The sequence below is a fragment of the Ruegeria sp. BH8 genome, from assembly GCF_056538065.1.
The window spans coordinates 70,416-88,143 of sequence record NZ_JBQFSP010000002.1 but is presented as its reverse complement, the minus strand read 5'-3'; the positions used below and the strand labels follow the sequence as shown (position 1 = coordinate 88,143).

At 57.1% G+C, this 17,728-nt stretch carries 22 protein-coding genes; 14 read left to right on the top strand and 8 right to left on the bottom strand.

Features of this window, described 5'->3' with window-relative positions; translation table 11 throughout:
• Positions 1-62 precede the first annotated feature (62 nt).
• From ACR0AD_RS07480 to ACR0AD_RS07445, 8 genes are all read left to right on the top strand, one after another.
• The gene (locus ACR0AD_RS07480) at positions 63-677 is read left to right on the top strand and encodes a scavenger receptor class F, member 2 (protein ID WP_480486586.1); all 615 of its coding nucleotides are present in this window, start codon (positions 63-65) and stop codon (positions 675-677) included.
• A 59-nt stretch (positions 678-736) separates the two neighbouring features.
• Positions 737-1,672, top strand: coding sequence for an aspartate carbamoyltransferase catalytic subunit (locus ACR0AD_RS07475; protein WP_209598687.1), 936 nt, complete (start codon positions 737-739; stop codon positions 1,670-1,672).
• Complete coding sequence (locus ACR0AD_RS07470) at positions 1,669-2,187, top strand: hypothetical protein (RefSeq protein ID WP_480486584.1); 519 nt, start codon at positions 1,669-1,671, stop codon at positions 2,185-2,187. Before ACR0AD_RS07475 ends, ACR0AD_RS07470 begins: the two co-directional genes overlap by 4 nt.
• Entirely contained in the window at positions 2,172-2,558 is a 387-nt protein-coding gene (locus tag ACR0AD_RS07465) for a hypothetical protein (protein ID WP_480486583.1), read from the top strand. The genes ACR0AD_RS07470 and ACR0AD_RS07465 overlap by 16 nt, the downstream gene beginning before the upstream one ends.
• On the top strand, positions 2,555-3,835 hold the full coding sequence (pyrC, locus tag ACR0AD_RS07460) for a dihydroorotase (protein WP_480486581.1): 1,281 nt from the start codon (positions 2,555-2,557) through the stop codon (positions 3,833-3,835). The genes ACR0AD_RS07465 and pyrC overlap by 4 nt, the downstream gene beginning before the upstream one ends.
• Positions 3,835-4,440 (top strand): glycerol-3-phosphate 1-O-acyltransferase PlsY, encoded by a 606-nt coding sequence (plsY, locus tag ACR0AD_RS07455; RefSeq protein ID WP_480486580.1) that lies wholly within the window; start codon positions 3,835-3,837, stop codon positions 4,438-4,440. Before pyrC ends, plsY begins: the two co-directional genes overlap by 1 nt.
• On the top strand, positions 4,437-4,706 hold the full coding sequence (locus ACR0AD_RS07450; RefSeq protein ID WP_480483043.1) for a hypothetical protein: 270 nt from the start codon (positions 4,437-4,439) through the stop codon (positions 4,704-4,706). The genes plsY and ACR0AD_RS07450 overlap by 4 nt, the downstream gene beginning before the upstream one ends.
• A gap of 193 nt (positions 4,707-4,899) precedes the next feature.
• Positions 4,900-5,376 (top strand): YHS domain-containing (seleno)protein, encoded by a 477-nt coding sequence (locus ACR0AD_RS07445; protein WP_480486578.1) that lies wholly within the window; start codon positions 4,900-4,902, stop codon positions 5,374-5,376.
• 128 nt (positions 5,377-5,504) lie between these two features.
• Here the strand turns inward: ACR0AD_RS07445 and ACR0AD_RS07440 are convergent, their stop codons facing one another.
• On the bottom strand, positions 5,505-6,488 hold the full coding sequence (locus ACR0AD_RS07440) for a quinone oxidoreductase family protein (protein WP_480486576.1): 984 nt from the start codon (positions 6,486-6,488) through the stop codon (positions 5,505-5,507).
• 193 nt (positions 6,489-6,681) lie between these two features.
• Between ACR0AD_RS07440 and ACR0AD_RS07435 the strand changes: the two genes are divergently transcribed.
• Entirely contained in the window at positions 6,682-7,539 is an 858-nt protein-coding gene (locus ACR0AD_RS07435; protein WP_480486575.1) for a DUF2189 domain-containing protein, read from the top strand.
• A gap of 30 nt (positions 7,540-7,569) precedes the next feature.
• On the opposite strand, the gene ACR0AD_RS07430 is transcribed toward ACR0AD_RS07435, so the two are convergent.
• Both ACR0AD_RS07430 and ACR0AD_RS07425 read right to left on the bottom strand, forming a co-directional pair.
• Positions 7,570-8,556 (bottom strand): NAD(P)H-quinone oxidoreductase, encoded by a 987-nt coding sequence (locus ACR0AD_RS07430; protein WP_480486573.1) that lies wholly within the window; start codon positions 8,554-8,556, stop codon positions 7,570-7,572.
• Between the two features lie 61 nt (positions 8,557-8,617).
• Positions 8,618-9,310 (bottom strand): COQ9 family protein, encoded by a 693-nt coding sequence (locus ACR0AD_RS07425; RefSeq protein ID WP_480483033.1) that lies wholly within the window; start codon positions 9,308-9,310, stop codon positions 8,618-8,620.
• Positions 9,311-9,421: 111 nt separating this feature from the next.
• Here ACR0AD_RS07425 and rpsU point away from each other — a divergent pair, with 111 nt between their 5' ends.
• Complete coding sequence (gene rpsU, locus ACR0AD_RS07420; protein ID WP_005614280.1) at positions 9,422-9,628, top strand: 30S ribosomal protein S21; 207 nt, start codon at positions 9,422-9,424, stop codon at positions 9,626-9,628.
• A 297-nt stretch (positions 9,629-9,925) separates the two neighbouring features.
• Complete coding sequence (locus tag ACR0AD_RS07415; protein WP_480483031.1) at positions 9,926-11,053, top strand: CAP domain-containing protein; 1,128 nt, start codon at positions 9,926-9,928, stop codon at positions 11,051-11,053.
• 48 nt (positions 11,054-11,101) lie between these two features.
• Here the strand turns inward: ACR0AD_RS07415 and ppk2 are convergent, their stop codons facing one another.
• On the bottom strand, positions 11,102-12,040 hold the full coding sequence (ppk2, locus tag ACR0AD_RS07410) for a polyphosphate kinase 2 (protein WP_267365547.1): 939 nt from the start codon (positions 12,038-12,040) through the stop codon (positions 11,102-11,104).
• A gap of 252 nt (positions 12,041-12,292) precedes the next feature.
• On the opposite strand from ppk2, the gene ACR0AD_RS07405 reads away from it, so the two are divergent.
• Positions 12,293-13,132 (top strand): CPBP family intramembrane glutamic endopeptidase, encoded by an 840-nt coding sequence (locus ACR0AD_RS07405; protein ID WP_480486571.1) that lies wholly within the window; start codon positions 12,293-12,295, stop codon positions 13,130-13,132.
• A gap of 3 nt (positions 13,133-13,135) precedes the next feature.
• Here the strand turns inward: ACR0AD_RS07405 and ACR0AD_RS07400 are convergent, their stop codons facing one another.
• Entirely contained in the window at positions 13,136-13,594 is a 459-nt protein-coding gene (locus ACR0AD_RS07400; protein ID WP_209506641.1) for an Lrp/AsnC family transcriptional regulator, read from the bottom strand.
• Between the two features lie 135 nt (positions 13,595-13,729).
• Between ACR0AD_RS07400 and ald the strand changes: the two genes are divergently transcribed.
• A complete protein-coding gene (gene ald, locus ACR0AD_RS07395; RefSeq protein ID WP_209506642.1) occupies positions 13,730-14,848 on the top strand; it encodes an alanine dehydrogenase in 1,119 nt (372 codons plus the stop codon).
• A 161-nt stretch (positions 14,849-15,009) separates the two neighbouring features.
• On the opposite strand, the gene ACR0AD_RS07390 is transcribed toward ald, so the two are convergent.
• Complete coding sequence (locus tag ACR0AD_RS07390; RefSeq protein ID WP_480486828.1) at positions 15,010-15,798, bottom strand: mechanosensitive ion channel family protein; 789 nt, start codon at positions 15,796-15,798, stop codon at positions 15,010-15,012.
• A gap of 130 nt (positions 15,799-15,928) precedes the next feature.
• A complete protein-coding gene (mscL, locus tag ACR0AD_RS07385; protein ID WP_209598698.1) occupies positions 15,929-16,357 on the bottom strand; it encodes a large conductance mechanosensitive channel protein MscL in 429 nt (142 codons plus the stop codon).
• A 142-nt stretch (positions 16,358-16,499) separates the two neighbouring features.
• Between mscL and ACR0AD_RS07380 the strand changes: the two genes are divergently transcribed.
• Positions 16,500-17,198, top strand: a complete 699-nt coding sequence (locus ACR0AD_RS07380) for a glutathione S-transferase N-terminal domain-containing protein (protein WP_480486569.1) — start codon at positions 16,500-16,502, stop codon at positions 17,196-17,198.
• Positions 17,199-17,245: 47 nt separating this feature from the next.
• Here ACR0AD_RS07380 and ACR0AD_RS07375 read toward each other — a convergent pair whose 3' ends face one another.
• The gene (locus tag ACR0AD_RS07375) at positions 17,246-17,695 is read right to left on the bottom strand and encodes a YtoQ family protein (RefSeq protein WP_480486567.1); all 450 of its coding nucleotides are present in this window, start codon (positions 17,693-17,695) and stop codon (positions 17,246-17,248) included.
• Positions 17,696-17,728: the final 33 nt, after the last annotated feature.

The following is a 17,728-nucleotide window of genomic DNA, read 5'->3' as shown; positions in this document are numbered from 1 at the left end:
GGGCTGATGGAAAGCGAATTGGGCTTGATCGGTCGCTCTGTCGCGCCGACCATCAGAGAACGATGCTCAGAACCTTGCGAATCCTCCTGATCGGGCTTGGACTGGTGCTTACCGGCAATCCGGCATTGGCGACGTTCCACAACGCACAGGGCCAGTGCCGTGCGGGCCAGTTCAAATGCGGCACCACCTGTTGTTCCGGTGGTCAAAGATGCAGCTTTGATGGGCACTGCATACCGCTGGGCGGCACCTATTGCGGTGGCGGGCGCAGTTGCGGCCCGTTTGAACGCTGCGTAGCGGGAGGAGCGCGTTGTGCACCCGCAGGCGCGAACAAATGCACATCGCGTCTGGATTGCCCCGGTGACAGTTTTTGCAATGGGCGCGGCGAATGTGAACGGATCACACCAGATCCGGGTACAGCCCCTCCTACGATATGCGAGGATGGCCGAACTTGTGCGCGCGGCTCGTCCTGTCTGCCGGGTGGGGGGTGTTCCCGTCCGGGATGGTTCCTGTGCGAGGATACAGGCTCGCAGTGCCGTCCGGGATTCAAATGCTCGACCCATCAGGGTTGCGTGCCGATCAAAGCCATCGACTGCGGATACGGCAAATGGTGCAAACCGGGTGAACAATGCCTGCCAGAGGGTGGCTGTGAAAAACTGCCAGAGGGTTCTGATCCTTAGGTTGCTTTGCCCCGCGGGGCTTTCTATAAGCGGCCCGATTGTCAGACAGGAGCCCGCCCATGCGTTTCGCCCATCGTCACCTTCTTGGCATCGAGCATCTGTCGCAATCCGATATCACCGAAATTCTCGATCTGGCCGAAACCTATGTCGACATGAACCGCCAGTCGACCAAACATTCGGATGTGTTGTCGGGGCTCACCCAGATCAACATGTTCTTTGAAAACTCGACCCGAACGCAGGCAAGCTTCGAACTGGCTGGCAAGCGTCTGGGTGCAGATGTGATGAACATGGCGATGCAGGCCAGTTCGATCAAAAAGGGCGAGACGCTGATCGACACTGCGCTGACCCTGAACGCGATGCATCCCGACCTTTTGGTGGTGCGTCACCCGCATTCGGGCGCGGTCGACCTGCTGGCGCAAAAGGTCAACTGCGCTGTTCTGAACGCAGGCGACGGGCGGCATGAACATCCGACACAAGCTTTGCTGGACGCGCTGACGATCCGCCGCGCCAAAGGTCGCCTGCACCGTCTGAACATCGCCATTTGCGGCGATGTCGCGCACTCTCGTGTTGCTCGATCCAATTTGATCCTGCTGGGCAAGATGGAAAACCGCATTCGTCTGATCGGCCCGCCCACACTCGTGCCGTCGCAATTCGCCGAGTTTGGGGCCGAGGTATATGACGACATGAACGAAGGCCTCAAAGACGTCGATGTGGTCATGATGCTGCGCCTTCAGAAAGAACGAATGGATGGGGGCTTCATCCCGTCAGAACGCGAATACTACCACCGTTATGGCCTGAATGTGGAAAAGCTGGCGCTGGCCAAGCCCGATGCCATCGTCATGCACCCCGGCCCGATGAACCGGGGGGTTGAGATCGACGGAACCCTGGCTGATGACATCAATCGATCCGTCATACAGGAGCAGGTGGAGATGGGGGTCGCTGTCCGCATGGCCGCCATGGACCTTCTGGCCCGAAACCTGCGCGAGGTTGCATGAGCAATCTGACCGTCGCCCCTCATGAACGCGGCGTCCTGCGCCTGTTCGCGCTGGACATGCGCCCGGAAGAGGCGAAGTTCCTGCGCGAACCGGGGGCTGCCGAACAGGTGCTTGGCATCGACGGGCTGGACCCCGAGCACATCGACATCTTTCCGGTATCCGACCTCGAAGAACTTGGGCTTTACGGCTATCTGAACGAAGGGTGCGGCGTGTCCGAGGATCAGTTGGACCGTGCGGCGCTGGCGCAGATCGGCGGATGGGTCATGGTCTTGCGCAGCGCAGCGTTCAAAGACCAGGCCACGACACTTGAACCCGATCCCCGGCTTCACATGATTGGTCTTTTCACGGAAGAGGCGACCAATTGGACCGGCGGAACGATCGAGACCGAAAGCGCCAAGCCTTTCTCGGCCCCGCAAACCACGCCGGTTGACAACAAACCGCTCCGCATAGGCTCGGCCGTTATGGCATTGGCAGTACTTTTGATCACCGGAGGGATTCTATGGCTGATCCTGTAGTCTTTGCCCCGGACAAGGGCGCGTATATCCGCACCAATGCATGGCTTGCGGCCGCTGCCATGGCCGGAGCAATGGCTGTCTTGTGGTTGACCGGCAACCCTTATGTCTGGACCGGAGCACCTGCCGGCCTCGCCGCAATTGGCATCCGCGCGTGGTATCTGGCGTCGGAAGAACTGGCTGCTAACTGGGAGATGACCGGCACTTTGTTGACCGGCCCCGGTCCACGCAAAGTACCGCTGAATCAGATCGAGGTGGTTAAAACCATGGGCAGTTTTGTCCAAGTCGTTACCAAGGGCGGCGACAAACACCTGATTAAGTATCAGACCGATCCCGCCGCCACGAAGGCCGCCATCGAAAGGGCTGTTCCATGACTTCCGTTCTTTTCGCCAACGCCCGCCTGATCGACCCCGAAGCCGGAACAGAGTCAACTGGCTGGTTGCAGGTAAACAATGGCCGGATTACCGCCCGAGGCGAAGGAAGCGCGCCGAGTACTGAAGGGCATATCGTAGATTGCAACGGCAAGTGCCTCGCCCCTGGCATCATCGATATTGGCGTCAAGGTCTGTGAACCCGGTGAACGTCATAAGGAAAGTTATCGGTCAGCAGGACTTGCTGCTGCAGCTGGCGGTGTCACGACGATTGTCACCCGACCGGATACTCTGCCAGCAGTCGACACACCGGAAACGCTGGAATTCGCGACACGCCGGGCGCAGGCCGATGCGCCAGTCAATGTTCTGCCGATGGCTGCCCTGACCAAAGGGCGCGAAGGGCGTGAGATGACCGAGATCGGGTTTCTGATGGACGCGGGTGCAATCGCCTTCACCGATTGCGATCACGTCATCACTAATACCAAGGTGTTTTCCCGTGCCCTGACCTATGCGAAATCCTGTGGCGCGCTTGTGATAGCCCACCCGCAAGAGCCGGGGCTGAGCGCCGGGGCCGCAGCGACCAGTGGCAAGTTCGCGGCATTGCGCGGCCTGCCCACAGTGTCACCGATGGCAGAGCGGATGGGGCTGGACCGCGACATTGCCCTGCTGGAGATGACCGGCGCCGCCTATCACGCCGACCAAATCACCACTGCCCGGGCGCTGCCTGCGCTGGAGCGCGCCAAGCGCAATGGGCTGGACATAACCGCAGGGACGTCGATCCACCACTTGACGTTGAACGAGCTTGACGTGGCCGACTATCGCACCTTCTTCAAGGTCAAGCCGCCGCTGCGATCAGAAGACGACAGGCAAGCGGTTATTGAAGCCGTTCGCACCGGGCTGATCGATATCATCAGCTCGATGCACACCCCTCAGGACGAAGAAAGCAAGCGGCTGCCGTTTGAAGAAGCGGCCTCGGGTGCGGTCGCGCTGGAAACGCTTCTGCCCGCGGCCTTGCGTCTGTATCACGCGGGTCAGCTGGATTTGCCGACGCTGTTTCGGGCCATGGCCCTTAACCCGGCCAAGCGGCTTGGACTGGACAGCGGTCGCCTGTCGAAAGGCGCGCCAGCCGATTTGGTTCTGTTCGACCCGGATGTGCCTTTTGTGCTTGATCGGTTTGCACTAAAATCAAAATCTCAGAACACTCCATTTGACGGCCAGCGGATGCAAGGTAAGGTCATTTCGACTTATGTGGCAGGTAATGAAGTGTTCCGGAGACCCTGATGCCCCCAATCGACAACTCGACTAGCGAACTGCTCCAGTGGGCGGTGGTTGGATACCTGATGGGCTCCATTCCCTTCGGCTTGTTGCTTGCCAAGATCATGGGGCTGGGAAATCTGCGCGAGATCGGTTCCGGCAATATCGGAGCAACCAACGTTCTGCGTACCGGCAACAAGACCGCTGCGGCGCTGACCCTGCTGTTTGACGCAGGCAAGGGCGCGGCAGCCGTTCTGATTGCGCGTGCCTATGCGGGTGAAGATGCGGCCCAGGTTGCTGCACTTTTGGCGTTTCTGGGCCATTGCTTTCCGGTTTGGCTGGGCTTCAAGGGCGGCAAGGGCGTGGCGACCTTCCTGGGGCTTTGGCTGGCGCTCGACTGGCGCGTCGGTGTTGCCTGCTGCCTTACCTGGCTGGTCGCGGCGGCAATCTGGCGGATATCCTCGGTTGGTGCACTGGCAGCCGCTGCGCTTTCCACAACCTGGGTGCTGTTGCTGACAAACGGGACTACATTTATCCTTGGGATAATTCTGACACTTCTTGTCTACTGGCGGCACAGCTCGAACGTTGCGCGGATCAAGGCCGGAACGGAACCCAGAATCGGAAAGCCGTGATCGCGCCAGACGGGTTTCTGTATGCCCTTTTTGCACTGCCCTTGGGCAGTTTCACCGGAACCTCCGGCGGTCGGCGCTATGTTGTTGTGCGTCAACGAATGGCGGGTGGTAAATCCCACAAGCTGGTTGCGCACGAACTGGGCGGAGCCGACTATATCAGCCTGAACCTGTATCAGACCATGGGCAGCGGCGCGTTGCTAAGACCCTGTGAAATGTCCGCATGCAAAGTCATCGCATTTGTCCTGAACCTAAGGCCGGATGCCTGAGGCGAGATCGGCAAAAAAGAACAGTGGCTCTATCACCTGCGCACAATCACAAATCATTGTTTTGAACGTGATCAGCCCGCTTCCCAAATCGCTATCGTGACGGTCAATTACGGGCCACACAGGACAACAATCTGGGCCTTACGGCGGCAATTATTGCGGTGCTGAACGGGCTCATTTCACGAAAGGTGAAGCAATGAACAAGTTTAAATCTCTGATCAGTGGCGTGGCACTGTCTGTCACGTTGGCAACCTCCGCACTGGCGGCTGGCGTCGAAATCAACGCAAGCTCGACTGGTCTGGCCATGCAGGGCTATGATCCGGTGGCGTACTTCACCGCTGGCGAAGCGACCAAGGGCGATTACCGCATTACTGCATTGCACGATGATGCACTGTACCGGTTTTCGTCGGAAGAAAACAAAGTAGCCTTTGAAGCCAATCCTGATGCATATCTGCCCGCATATGGCGGCTATTGTGCCTTCGGCGCGGCCATGGGCTTTAAATTCGACGGCGACCCGAACCACTGGAAGATCGTTGACAACAAGCTGTATCTGAACCTGTCCAAAGACATTCAGGAGCGCTGGGAAGGCGACATCCCGGGTTTCATCGAAAGCGCGAGCGCAAACTGGGAAACGATTGCTGAAAAATCCCCGGCAGAGCTGCAATCGCAGTAAAACCTGATTTTTTTCAGGCACAGCGGCGGCGGTTTTTCCGCCGCCGTATGTCATTGAAGACCTCTTGTCCTTCCCATCCGGCGCATCAAGTATCCCAATTCTAAGGGCAATGGCGTTTCGGTACTGCGTTACAGGTCCAGAATTGTGCTGCCGGTCGTTTGCCGCGCCTCAAGCGCGCGATGCGCATCAGCAACCTGATCCAAGGCAAAGCGCTGATCGACATGGATTTTGACCTCACCCCCCTCGACTTTGCCAAACAGGCGACGCGACATTGCCTGACACACCGCATGGTCCGCGATATGTGTAAACAACGTGGGCCGGGTGATCTTGAGCGAACCTTTCTGGCCCAGAACTCCAAGGTTGAACGGTGGAACCGGGCCCGAGGCGTTGCCGAAGGAAATCATCATGCCCAGCGGTTTCAGGCAATCCAGTGATCCTTCGAATGTGTCCGCCCCGACCGAGTCCATCACCACGTCTACACCCTGACCCTTTGTAATCTCAGCCACGCGTTCTGCGAAATTCTCGGACCGGTAATTGATGCAATGCGCGGCCCCGTTAAACCGGGCAAGGCTGCATTTCTCGTCACTCCCCGCCGTTCCGATCAACGTGATGCCTTCGGATTTAGCCCATTGACATGCGATCAGCCCGACCCCGCCAGCTGCCGCATGGAACAGAACCGTATCGCCCCGCTTCAATGGTGTGGTCCGGTGAAACAGGTATTCAACTGTCAGACCTTTCAGCATCATCGCTGCGCCGGCTTCGAATGTGATGCCATCCGGTAGCGGGCAAACCTGCGCTGCGGGCATCACACGCGCCTCGCAATATGCACCGGGCGGGGCTGCGGCGTAAGCGGCCCGCTGCCCCGGCTGAAGATGCATTACCCCTTCCCCAACCGCTTCAACGGTACCCGCCGCTTCCATGCCTAAAGCGTGTGGAAGATCAAGGGGATACAGGCCGGTGCGTTGATATACGTCGATGAAGTTCAATCCGCAGGCCTGATGCCGAATACGTATCTCACCCGGACCGGGGTCGCCCACTGGCCTGTCTTCGATCCGCAGAACCTCAGGCCCACCAAATTCATGAATCACAACCGTTTTCGCTGTTTTCTGCATCCTGACCTCCTCTTGCCTGCCATCAAGCTAACATGACTGTGACACAGGGCAATCCGTCCGATGCCGGAGTATTGATCCAGATTTCGCAAATTTATGCTATACTGAGGTATGGCGTTGCCGGTTGGACCGGCCACGGGCAACTGAATGCCGGATCCATTCCGCGGCGCAAGTCTCGCCAGGGAAGGGTGAAGAAATGGCTAAGACAATCGGAAATCCGATCAGCTGGGCGGCCCAGGCTCTGGGCGCCACAAGTGACCACGTCACCGAAAGCGTCTCGCAACTTGGCAGTGCAGATCCAACGCAAGTGCCAATGGTGCAGACCTTGACCCTGCAAGACTTACGGGCCTGCCTGAGGGCGGGGTATCAGGATTTTCTCGAAACTCGTGCGGATGTCGTATTCATTGTCCTGGTTTATCCGATCGCCGGGCTTTTGATGTTCGGCTTTGCCCTGAACGCCAATCTGGTTCCGCTTCTGGCCCCTCTGGTCGCTGGCTTCGCGCTGATCGGACCTGTTGCGGCCGTGGGCCTATATGAGATCAGCCGTAAACGTGAACAGGGCAGCGAGGTTCACTGGCTGGACGCATTTGGTGTGCTTCGATCGCCGTCATTCGGAGCAATTCTGGTTTTGGGGTTTTACCTAGTAATGCTGCTGCTGCTTTGGCTAATGGTGGCGCAAAGCATTCACACCTACACGATGGGCCCCGAGGTTCCAGCGTCGCTCAGCGCATTTGCCACGCAGGTTTTCACGACATCTGCGGGCTGGGCGATGGTCATTGTCGGAACTGCGGTTGGGTTTGTTTTTGCCCTTTGCGCTCTGGCGATCAGCGTGGTCAGTTTTCCCTTACTGCTGGACCGCAAAGTGGGCCTGCCGGTTGCTGTTGTGACATCATTCAGAGTGCTGCGTCACAACCCCGGAGTCATTCTGACATGGGGATTCATCGTGGCAGTGCTTTTATTTCTGGGGGCTTTGCCACTGCTGTTGGGTCTTATCGTGGTGATGCCCGTTCTGGGTCATGCCACGTGGCATCTGTATCGCCGCGCCGTTGCGTGAACGCGCGGGACACGCCCGCGCATTCAAAACTCAACCCGCGATCTTCAGAACAATCTTGCCAATATGGCCCGAGCTTTCCATGCGCTCATGGGCGGCGGCTGCCTCGGTCAGATCAAACTCGCTGTCCATCACGGGCGCAACTTTTCCGGCTTCCAAAAGCGGCCAGACAGCTTCGCGCAGGTCCTGCGCGATTTGCGCCTTGGCCAGATCGCTTTGCGGGCGCAGGGTGCTGCCGGTCAGGGTCAGACGCTTGACCATCATCAGGGCAAAGTTCAGCTCAACCACAGGCCCTTGCAGAAACGCGATTTGCACCAGCCGCCCATCCTCGGCCATAGCTTTGACGTTGCGCGGAATGTAATCACCGCCGACCATATCAAGGATCAGGTTTGCCCCACCTTCGGCGCGCATGGCTGCTACGAAATCCTCGTTTCGATAGTTGATCGCCTTTTCCGCGCCCAGCTTGACGCAAGCCTCACATTTCTCATCCGACCCAGCCGTGGCAAAAACGCGCGCGCCAAAGGCATTGGCCAGTTGGATTGCCGTCGTACCAATCCCGCTGGACCCACCGTGAACCAAAAAGCGTTCACCTGCCTTCAACCCGCCACGCATGAACACGTTGGACCAGACTGTAAAGAAGGTCTCGGGCAGACACGCTGCCTCTTTCATTCCCATACCTGCAGGCACTGGCAAACAATGGGCCGCTGGGGTCGAAACGTATTCCGCATATCCTCCGCCCGGCAGCAGTGCGCAGACCCGATCGCCGACAGAAAGTCCTTCAACCCCCGCACCGACTGAAACCACTTCGCCCGAAGCCTCAAGCCCCGGCAGGTCGCTGGCGCCCGGCGGCGGATCGTAAGCGCCCGCGCGTTGCAAAGCATCGGGGCGGTTCACCCCGGCATAGGACACTTTCAATACAACCTGTCCGGCCCCCGGCTTAGGGATAGGCCGTTCGGTCAGCTGCAAAACATCGGGACCACCCGGTTGAGTGATCTCAACAGCACGCATCATCTGGGTCATAGGCACCTCCTTTGCCCAATGCCTAACAGGCATCAGAGGCAAGGCCCAGCACCAAGACGCGTTACTTTCTGGGGTTCAACATGCCTGGCAGATCACCCCGCATCTTGGACGGTGCCCTCACCTGACCCGCCAGCCAGTTCGGAACTGCAAGAAAGGGTTTCAACACCGGGTTGTCACGCACCTGAGCCTTGAGCTTTTCGAACTCCATGACATTTGCGATCCGGCGATCCAGAAACTCCCACGTGCGCTGATGGTTCGGGCTGTCATCGCCCAGCCAGAACAGCAAGGTCGAGGAATAGACCCCCGACAAGGTTGCCCGTTTGGTGTACCAGTTCACATCTTCTGACGTATCGCCCAGCGTGTCCCAGATCAGATCGCAGGTCTGCCATAACGCCTTGGCCCCATCGGCCGCATATGCTGGCAGGGAAAACAGCGTCATGCCCCGGCGCACCAGCTCTTTGTCTTCAACAGCCTGCAACCGGAACCTGACCGCAGCGGCAATCTTATCGCGGAATTTTAGACCGCTCATGTCCTCGGACCTGAGGCGGTCCAGCATCACCTGATCGCCGCGCGCATGAAAGGCCAGTGCCAGATCAACCGCCCCGCGCGGGCAAATTGCACGTGCCAAACCGTCATCCAGACCACAATCGGAAACCGAGGCGCGAAAGCTGGTTTCCGACCAGCCGTCGAAAGGAACATGATTCAGCATCGCGTCCAAAAGCTGCCGTTTTGCATCTTCATATGTTGTGGTCATGACGGTTCTCCGGTTGTCAGGTCCAGTACTAGACAAGTTAGGGCGGCTTTGCTATACGGCCAACTCCTGCAATTTCCTTGCAACTCTATCTAGAAAGGTGGTGACAACCACATGCAGGTTAGTGTTCGCGACAATAACGTCGATCAGGCGCTTCGTGCCCTGAAGAAAAAGCTGCAGCGCGAAGGCGTGTTCCGTGAAATGAAGCTCAAGCAACATTTCGAGAAACCGTCCGAGAAGAAAGCGCGCGAGAAAGCTGAAGCGATTCGCCGTGCCCGTAAACTGGCGCGCAAGAAAGCCCAGCGCGAAGGTCTGCTCTGAGATCTTTGATTTCGTCCAGCTTTGGATGACACTATTTGACGACCCCCGAGGCATGGCCCGGGGGTTTGTCGTTTCAGGGCTCGGATACAATCCGCCGACTCGTGGTTCAGGTTGTGCGGCAAGCTGCCATTTCCGTACAGGCAGTGTTTTGCCCGGCGCTTTGCAGCGCAGCGAATCTCGTCTCGGTAGCATCGGGCCGCCAAAACTCGCCTGAATTGCGCCGCCCTCTATCACCCGCGACGTCCCCGCCTCTAAGTGAGCCCGTCCGCAAGGACACAAACACAAACGGAGGCAAATATGTCGACTGCAAGTACAAACGAACGCGAGATGCTGGCGCTGATAAACCAGGAGCGCACGTCCCGCGGTCTCAACCCGCTGCAACTTGAAACGCAGCTGAACGACTCGTCCGAAGATCACAGCACCTGGATGCTGAATACAGACACCTTCAGCCACACCGGTTCAGGCGGTTCCAGCGCAACCCAGCGGATGCAAAACGCGGGGTTCGATCTTGAAGGAAGCTGGCGCACCGGGGAAAACATCGCATGGCAGTCCGAACGCGGCGCGCCGGGTATCAGCGACGATGTCGCCCAGTTGCATCAAAACCTGATGAACAGTCCGGGTCACCGCGCCAATATCCTAAACCCGGATTTCAAATATATCGGGATCGGGATCGAAGCCGGTGACATGCAGGGCTTCGATGCGGTGATGGTTACGCAAAACTTTGCCGCAACCGACGCGGCTGTCATGCTGGACAACGGCAATACAAACGCGCCGCCCGTTCCCCCGACAACACCGGATGAAGTTGCAGAGCCCGAGGAACCGGAAACCGAAACCCCAGATACTGACGTCACCGAGACCGAGGAGCCTGGGACTGAGACCCCCGAAACCGAGGAGCCGACACCCGAGACACCGGACACCGACGTCACAGAGACGGAAGAACCGGACCCCGAAACGCCTGATACCGACGTCACTGAGACCGAAGAACCGGAACCTGAAACCCCCGGTACCGAGGAACCAACACCCGAAACACCGGACACTGACGTAACCGAAGCTGAAGAACCGGAACCTGAAGCGCCCGATACTGACGTAACCGAAACCGGGGAACCGCAACCTGAAACACCCGATACCGAAGTCGTGGATGGCGGTGAGCCGGAAGCCTTCTGCTTTGACATTCAGGCCTTTCTGGATGAAATCGCCAGCTTCCTTGAAAACCTGCAAGCGCAGTTAGACGAGTTTGATTGGGCCGACGACATGAATGACGGCACTGATGTGGCAGATGTCGACGACGTCGATATCATGCCGACCCTAGATACCACCCCGGAGACCGAGATTGAGCCTGTCGACACCGAAACAGCCGAAGACGATGGCTGCGATGTCTTCATGATCAATATCTTCACCCATGACTGCATGATGGATGCAGCCTGATCACTTGAAATTGTGCGAGGTCGGCCCTGCCGGCCTCGCATGCGTTACTCAGTAAATCTTTGGGACGTAAAGCTCGTCTGGCAAAACCCGCCGCTCGTATTCAGGATTGTACCGACGGTCCGGCAAATTGACCTTTTCCTGTGGCACGTCTTCGTAGGGGATTCTGGTCAACAGATGCTCAATACAATTCAGACGTTCGCGTTTCTTGTCATTGCCCTCAACGATATACCACGGCGCTTCGGGTATGTTGGTTCGGAACAACATGTCTTCCTTGGCCTTCGTATACGCCTCCCAGCGAATACGGGATTCAAGATCCATCGGTGACAGTTTCCACTGTTTCATCGGGTCGTGAATACGCATGAGGAACCGCAGTTGCTGCTCTTCATCCGTGATCGAAAACCAGTATTTCAGCAGAATGATCCCTGACCGGACCAGCATCCGTTCAAATTCGGGAACGTCCTGAAAGAACTGTTCGACCTGATCCTCGGACGCAAAGCCCATCACCCGTTCAACCCCTGCCCGGTTGTACCACGAGCGGTCGAACAACACGATTTCACCCGCGGCAGGCAGATGCGGCACGTAGCGTTGAAAGTACCATTGGCTCTGCTCGCGGCGACTGGGCGCTGGCAGAGCAACCACACGGGCGACACGGGGGTTCAGACGCTGCGTGATCCGTTTGATCACGCCCCCCTTGCCCGCACTGTCACGGCCTTCAAACAGGATACAAACCTTGGCACCAGTGTGCTGCACCCAATCCTGCACCTTGATCAACTCGGCCTGCAATCGCAGCAGGTTTCGGAAATAGACCTTGCGATCCAGCATTTCGGGGTGCTGGTCCCGATAGATTTTGCGGACTTCCATCGACAGCATAGGCTCGCTGAACTCGATCTCGAAATCTTCGTCCAGCGTGTCTTCCAACTCGGCCTCAAGCCAGTTCTTGGTGCCCCCATCGTTTTCGTAAGCCAAGATCAGCTCCTTCTCAGTCATCGGGTTCGAACCATATCGGGCCTGTGTAACCGCCTGATGTCATCAGATAAATTGAAGCCGATCCGTTGCAGCAGTCTCAATCGGAAATCAGGGTCTGGACGGGTATATGGTCTTTTACCCGAATGTGTACGTCTGGCCCAAAGGATACAAGCACAAGAATTGACACAAGGCATCAGTCGCGCGCTTTCTAGTTGCTTGCATTGCCTTGTTTTTGTGCAGCATGACTGAGTCCACAATTCAGACGAGAACGCCGTGACGTTTTTCTTTTCGACATTGCCGGTCACCTGGCCCTGGCTGATCTTGATCACAGCGCAAGTCGCGGCGATGGGGCGACGATCCGGACTTGCGTATGCCCTGCTGATTCTGTTCGTCAGTGTCGCCTCGGTTACCGGACTGATGTCACCGACAGCAATCGTGGCGGTGGCGCTTGGTCTGATCGTGGCCTTCTTCCTCCCACGCCATACAGGTCTGCTGGCTATTGCGGGGCATACGCTGTTGATCCTGTGGTGCCTGGCATTGGGGGCACATCTGTTGCCAGGATTCAACAATTTGAAACTGCTGGATCAGGTGCAGGCAAGTGCCTCGAGCACAAGTTTCACACTGCACCTGAATCTGGACAAACCCATGGTCTTCTTTGCCGTTCTTCTGGCTTGGCCCGGAATGCTGAACAGCCCAATCAAGACCAGAATAAAACCTTTGCTAGCGGGTTTTCTGATTCTGCCCGGCCTGTTTCTGCTGGGTCTATCGCTGGGCGCCGTGCGCATGGACCTCTCAGCCCCTTATTGGTGGCTGGTATTTTGCCTGTCCAACCTGTTTCTGACTTGTCTTACGGAAGAGGCGTTCTTTCGCGGCTACTTGCAGTCGGCCATTACCTTGCGCCTTGGGGCAACAGGCGGTCTGGTCGCTGCCAGCCTGCTCTTTGGATTGGCGCATATCGGCGGAGGACCCGCGCTTGTGGTATTCGCATCCCTTCTCGGGCTGGGGTGCGGGTTGGGATATTTTGCAACCGGTCGGCTTTGGGTGCCTGTTGCGATGCATTTCGGGTTCAATCTGACCCACCTGCTGCTGTTCACCTATCCCGGCCCGTTATGACGGTCAGACCGGCAAGGCCGTGGTCTTGAACACGGTACGCAGCGCAAATGAACTTTGCATCTGCGCCACCCCAGGCAAGCGCGACAAGTATTGCCGGTGGATACGCGCGAAATCTTCTGTGTTTTCCGCCACGACCTTCAGAATGTAGTCTGCGGTTCCGGCCATCAGATGGCACTCCAGCACATCTGGTATTCGGGCCACCGCCTTTTCGAACACATCCAGAACCTCTTCGGCCTGGCCTTGTAGCGTGATCTCGACAAAGACGGTGGTAGGCACGTTCATTTTCCGCGCATCCAGCAGAGCCACGTAGTTGCGGATATAGCCGTCAACCTCCAACCGTTGAACGCGGCGGTGGCACGCAGACGGAGACAGGTTGACCTGTTCAGACAGTTCCGAATTCGACATCCGGCCATTCTTCTGAAGTGCGGCCAGAATCTTTCGATCAGTCGTGTCTAGGCTCATTCCTGCAATTCCTTTGCGAGTTTTCCGGATAGTACGGGAAATTCTTCCAAAGAAAAGTCCGTTGGCACGTTTTCTTTCACAGAAATTGCGCGGCAAAATGCACATAATTTAAGCAGCTTGTGAACGGAGAGCCCAATGAAAATCGGTTGCCCCAAGGAAATCAAACCTCAGGAATTTCGCGTCGGGATGACGCCCAATGCCGCTCAGGAAGCGGTCGCACGCGGACACCAAGTCCTGATCGAATCCGGTGCAGGCATCGGCGCAGGTTTCGACAACGACGCCTATGTCGCCGCTGGTGCGCAAATTATTGACACCGCGGAAGAGGTGTTTGCCACCGCTGACATGATCGTCAAGGTCAAGGAACCGCAGGCTGTGGAACGCAAGATGCTGCGTGAAGGACAGTTGCTGTTCACCTATCTGCACCTGGCTCCGGACCCGGATCAGACGCATGACCTGCTGGAGTCGGGCTGTACCGCAATCGCCTATGAGACCGTAACGGATGCCAACGGCGGTCTGCCGCTGCTGGCACCTATGTCCGAGGTCGCGGGTCGTCTGGCCCCTCAGGTCGGATCCTGGACCCTGCAGAAGGCCAATGGCGGCCGTGGGGTTCTGATGGGTGGCGTTCCCGGCGTCGGCCCGGCCAAAGTGGTTGTGATTGGCGGCGGTGTCGTAGGGACACACGCGGCCAAGATTGCCGCCGGAATGGGGGCTGATGTCACCGTTCTGGATCGGTCGCTGCCGCGTCTGCGCTACTTGGACGATGTCTTTGGCGGAACTTTCAAGAACCAGTATTCGACAGCAGGTGCGACCGCTGAACTGATCCAGGACGCCGATATGGTCATCGGTGCTGTTCTGATCCCCGGCGCAGCCGCACCAAAACTGGTGTCGCGTGCTCAGCTGTCGACGATGAAACCCGGCGCAGTACTGGTGGATGTCGCCATCGACCAAGGCGGTTGCTTTGAGACGTCAAAAGCCACCACCCATGCCGACCCCATCTACGATGTCGATGGCATCATGCATTACTGCGTTGCCAACATGCCGGGTGCTGTCGCGCGCACTTCGACCATCGCACTGGGCAATGCCACAATGCCGTTCATGTTGTCGTTGGCCGACAAAGGATGGAAACAGGCATGTCAGGACGATCCGCACCTGATGGAAGGTCTGAACGTTCATGCTGGCAAACTGACATACTATGCCGTTGGCAAGGCCCTTGGCATCGATGTTGTTTCGCCAAATGTGGTGGTCAAATCGTAAGTACCTCCACTCCTGAAGTTGCCTGTTGATGGCAATTTTCAAGATGGCGCGGTCGGTATCGAACCGACGGCTTTCACAAAAAAGGGCACCGCGTTTCTGCGCGGTGCCCTTTTCAACACGCGGAAGGGATGAATGCTCGCCCACACAATGAGCGCCAGCTGTCACCCCTGTTTTTGAATTTCGACCGAATGCGGATACGGAATCGAAACACCTTTGGCGTCAAACGCCTCTTTAACCGCCTTCGTAAGCTCGAACTTGACGTCCCAGTAATCGGCTGCGGCACACCATAGCCGCGCAGTCAGATCGACCGAACTGTCACCCAGATTCGTGACCCGAACCCAGGGTTCAGGGTCGCTGTGAATGCGCTGGTCGGCCTTGGCCACATCCATAATGATCTGCATGGCGGTATCTGCGCTGTCCGCATAATCAATTCCAAACACCAGATCGACACGTCGTGTGTCATGGGCTGAATAATTGGTGATGATCGACCCCCATGCCTGACCGTTTGGAACAATGATCTGCACGTTGTCGGGGGTCACAAGCTCGGTCGTGAACAGGCTCAGGTCCATAACGGTTCCTGCCGTGCCACCGATATCCACATACTGTCCCAGCTTGTAGGGCCGGAAAACCACCAACATTACACCGGCCGCAAGATCACTCAGCGTACCCTGCAGTGCCAACCCGACAGCCAGAGAGGCAGCACCCAGAATGGCGACGATACTGGTGGCTTCTATCCCGAAGATCCCCAGAACGGCGACCAGAACTATGGCCAAAATTGCCCACTTGATCACGCTGGCGGCAAAATTCCCAAGAGTCGGGTCGATCTGCGGTGTTTTGTTGATCCGGCGGCGTACAACACCCGCGATCGTTCGGGCGGCGATCCAACCCAGAACAAGAACGATCAGTGCCTTCGCTGCATTCAAGGCAATGGGCAAGTATTGATTGGCCATACCAATCGCCTGCTCAGCCAAGTCGGCGGTTTGTTCCATCTCGAATTTCCTCGTGTTTTCTGTTCGTCAATTCCAATAAAACAAGCTCCGCGATTGGTGCGGAGCCCGATGTCATAACAGAACTACTGGTCTATTTCTTCAAAGCGTCCCGGATTTCCATCAGGATGTCCAGTTCGCTAGGACCTGCGGGCGCCTCTTCAGCCGCTTCTTCCTCTGCTTCGGCAGCGTCTTTGACCTTGTTCACCATTTTTACCAGCATGAAGACGACCCAGGCGATGATCAGGAAATTGATAATAGCCATTATGAAAGCACCATAGGCAAAGACGGATGCGCCTGCTTCACGTGCCGCTTCAAGGCTGGCACCTTCGGCCACGTCACCTGCCAGAACGGCGTAGTTGTTCGTAAAGTCGATACCCCCTGTGAACAATCCAATAAGCGGATTGATCAGATCGCCCACCAACGAGGTAACGATTGCAGTAAATGCGGCACCGATAATGATACCGACCGCCATGTCCATGACATTGCCCTTGGCAATGAAAGTCTTGAATTCTTCCAGCATAGCATCCCTCTTGTTTTTTTAGACCACGCCTCTGTTCACGCATGAGCGCATAGGAATTGTGCGTTAAACGCATGAAGAAGGGTATGTTTTTTAGGGGAAAGCCACCCTATTTTTCCCCAAACGGCATTACTCAGGGGGTTTCATGTCTCAACTTGCACCTTTTTTCGTAACCGACAGATGGCCTGCGAAGAATCCCAGCATCCTTCAACTCTACTCCTATCCAACACCAAACGGCGTTAAAGCCTCGATCATGCTTGAGGAAACCGGCCTGCCCTATGAGGCGCATCTGGTGACACTGGCAGATGCTGATGTTAAAAGCTCCGAGTTCCTGTCGCTGAACCCGAACAACAAGATCCCGGCGATAATCGACCCCGACGGCCCGGATGGTGTGCCGCTGGCCCTGTTCGAAAGCGGTGCCATCCTTCTGTATCTGGCCGAAAAAACAGGTAAGTTCCTGGGTCAAAGCGCAGCAGACAAGCACCGGATCACCCAATGGCTGATGTTTCAGATGGGCGGTATCGGGCCAATGTTTGGCCAGCTCGGGTTTTTCTACAAGTTCGCTGGCAGCGAGATAGAAGATCCGCGCCCGCGCGAGCGTTACATCAACGAAGCCAAGCGCCTGCTGAACGTAGTGAACACGCAACTGGAAGGACAGGACTGGATCGCGGGCGAATATTCCATCGCGGATATCGCGCTTGCTCCGTGGCTGAATGCGCTGGATTTCTATGGCGCGAAGGATGTGGTTGATTGGAACGGCTATTCCAATGTCGTCGCTTATGTCGATCGCTTCTTCCAACGCCCAGCGGTTCAGCGCGGCAAAGCCATACCGGCACGAAACTGATAACAGTTAAATGAATTGGAGCGCCAAACCGGCGCCCCTTTCATCGATCAGCCGGGCAGAGCACCTGTCAGCACGTAACGCAGAATTTCGACCACCTGAGCAGGTTCTTCCGCCACGGCCAGTGCGGCGGCATCAACCTCTTTCAGCGCGTGCTGATGATCCGGGCCGTGCAGAACGATGATAGACTTGCCCAGTGCTGCAGCGTAACCCGCGTCAAAGGCGGCGTTCCACTGTTTGTACTTGTCACCAAACCTGACGACGACAACATCCGCATCCGCAATCCCCTTGCGTGTTCGGATCGCATTGACCATCGCTCCCTTGTGGTCGTGCCAATACTTGTTCGGCTCGGCCCCCAGAATGGCCACACCACAATCATCACTGGCCGCGTGATCGGTAACGGGGCTGTTGAAGGTCACGTCCAACCCTTGCGCCCCATCGATGATCTGATCACGCCAGTCGGTGTGGATTTCTCCGGAAAGATAAACGTTCAGGCCCATGGCAAACTCCGATGTTGTTCCCGACCAATTTAA